A 1,770-nucleotide genomic window follows, 5' to 3' on the forward strand; every position below is an offset into this window, starting at 1 on the left:
CGTCGTCGAAGTGCGCCGGGTCGGCCAGCTCCTCGAACCGCAGTCCCAGCCGCCGGTAGGGCGGATACGCCCGCCAGAAGCCCTCCGGTCCGCGGAAGTCCGGCAGCCCGGAGTCCACGCCCATCCCCGCCCCGGCGGCGACCACCAGCGAGGTCGCGCCGGCGAGGAGCTCGGCCGCCCGCGCGAGCTCATCCGGCGCGGGCGACGCCGCACCCGCCTCGGTCAGGACTCCCCGCCGCCCTTCCCGACGGTCAGCGCCACCTCGAACTGCATCAGGTCCGCGCCGGTCGCGACCGGCTTCTCGCGCTGCTGGGAGTGCGCCGCCTCGGCCGCACCGCCGCCGCGCCAGGCCTCGAACGCCTCGTCGTTCTCCCAGCGGGTGTAGACGAAGTAGCGGTCGTCGCCCTCGACGGGGCGCAGCAGCTCGTAGCCGAGGAAGCCCGGCGTGGCCAGCATGCTGTCGCCGTGGGCGGCGAAGCGGCGCTCCAGCTCGGGGCCGGAGCCCTCGGGGACCTTGATGGCATTGATCTTCACGACGGCCATGCCCCGACCCTACGACGACGGCTCGTGGGCGTCCCGTGAGTCGTCGGGTGTCCCGCCGTCGCCCGGCAGCGCGAACCGGCCGTCGGCGAGCTGCTCGAGCAGGCCGTCGACGAGCAGCGAGTCCAGGCAGCGGCCGCGCTGGGCGGGGTCGGTGAGCCACGCCGCCTCGAGCGCGGGCGCCTCGACCGGGCCGGGCGCCGAGCGCAGCACGTCGAGCAGCCGGCCGCGGACCTGCCGGTCGGTGCCGGCCCAGCGCTGGCCGCGGCGCGGTGGGCCGTCGTGGGCGGGGCGGCCCGCGCGCTGCCAGGCGCAGACCTCGAGGACCGGGCAGTCCGCGCACCGGGGGCCGCGTGCCACGCACACCGTCGCGCCCAGCTCCATCAGCGCGGCGGAGGTGCGGGCTGCGGCCGCCTCGTCGTGGGGGAGCAGTGCCTCGGTGTCGGGGAGGTCGCGGGCGGCGGCGTCGCCCGCCTCGGCCCGCCCGTGCACGGCCCGCGCGACGACGCGGCGGACGTTGGTGTCGACGACGGGACAGCGGCGCCCGTAGGCGAACGCCGCGACGGCCCGCGCGGTGTAGGCGCCGATGCCGGGCAGGGCGAGCAGGACCTCGACGTCGGCCGGGACGACGTCGCCGTGCTCGGCCGCGACGACGCCCGCCGCCTGCTGCAGGCGCAGCGCCCGCCGCGGGTAGCCGAGCCTGCCCCAGGCCCGCAGCACCTCGGCGGTCGGCGCCGCGGCGAGGTCCGAGGGCCGCGGCCAGCGTGTCATCCAGACGTGCCAGATCGGTTCGACGCGGGCCACGGGGGTCTGCTGGAGCATGATCTCGCTGACCAGCACGCCCCAGCCCGTGACGTCGGGGTGGCGCCACGGCAGGTCGCGGGCGTGCTCGGCGAACCAGGGGAGCAGCCGGTCGGCGAGGGTGGTGTCGGGCGTGCGGGTCATCGGTGGCGATCCTGCCGCGCCTCGTCGGGGTGTTCCCCGCTCGGGTGAGTTCCCTCGACGCCCCGGCGCGGATCGATCGCCGACCGCGACGTCGTCTCTACCGTGCGTGACATGCTGCAGCCGGTGGGACCGCTCCCGCCGTCGGTGTACTGGCGACGTCGCGGCGTCGCCGCAGCGGCCGCCGTCCTCGCGTTCGCCCTGCTGATCTGGGCCCTCACGGCCGCGCTCTCCGCCGACGGTGGTGCCGACGTGTCCGCGGCCGCCCCGTCGCCGACCCCCACCGCC

2 protein-coding genes and 1 pseudogene are annotated in these 1,770 nt (G+C 77.3%); all 3 read right to left on the reverse strand.

Going from position 1 to position 1,770, the window contains the following annotated elements; translation table 11 throughout:
• Positions 1–226 (reverse strand): annotated as a pseudogene (locus AC0CYZ_RS11705) (NAD-dependent protein deacetylase); the annotation flags it as partial.
• Entirely contained in the window at positions 223–543 is a 321-nt protein-coding gene (locus AC0CYZ_RS11710) for an antibiotic biosynthesis monooxygenase family protein (RefSeq protein WP_472215459.1), read from the reverse strand. The pseudogene AC0CYZ_RS11705 and the gene AC0CYZ_RS11710, both read right to left, overlap by 4 nt.
• 9 nt (positions 544–552) lie before the next feature.
• Positions 553–1,485 (reverse strand): HhH-GPD family protein, encoded by a 933-nt coding sequence (locus AC0CYZ_RS11715; protein ID WP_472215461.1) that lies wholly within the window; start codon positions 1,483–1,485, stop codon positions 553–555.
• Positions 1,486–1,770: the final 285 nt, after the last annotated feature.

The organism is Actinomycetospora sp. (assembly GCF_055612215.1).

Bases quoted from the DNA above. Each gene is read 5' to 3' on its own strand.
- AC0CYZ_RS11710 (WP_472215459.1), bottom strand. From the start codon at position 543: ATGGCCGTCGTGAAGATCAATGCCATCAAGGTCCCCGAGGGCTCCGGC.
- AC0CYZ_RS11715 (WP_472215461.1), bottom strand. From the start codon at position 1,485: ATGACCCGCACGCCCGACACCACCCTCGCCGACCGGCTGCTCCCCTGG.